The organism is Cryobacterium sp. RTC2.1 (genome assembly GCF_035018685.1).
Classification (GTDB): domain Bacteria; phylum Actinomycetota; class Actinomycetes; order Actinomycetales; family Microbacteriaceae; genus Cryobacterium; species Cryobacterium glucosi.
Map to the genome: position 1 here is coordinate 1 of NZ_JASJXJ010000387.1, position 275 is coordinate 275.

Annotated in this window: 1 pseudogene; it reads left to right on the forward strand. The window is 72.0% G+C overall.

From position 1 onward, the window contains the following. Positions 1 to 275, forward strand: a pseudogene (locus QN357_RS19405) (IS21 family transposase); the annotation flags it as partial.

The window sequence follows — 275 nt, forward strand, 5'->3', positions numbered from 1 at the left end:
CGGCCGCTCGCGGAGCCCGCCTACCGGGGCCGGGTCACGGACCCGTTCCTGCCCAAGATCGAGGAATGGGTGGAGGCCTCTCAGGGCAAGATCCGTGCGGACCGGGCCCACGCGAAACTGATCGGCCTGGGCTTTGCGGGGTCGGAGCGGTCGACGCGGCGCGCGGTCGCGCAGGTCCGTGCTGCGTTCCGGCTTGGCCGGGTGCGGGTGCACCGGCCGTGGATCACGGAGCCGGGGATGTGGTTGCAGTATGACTTCGGCGACGGCCCCGTCAT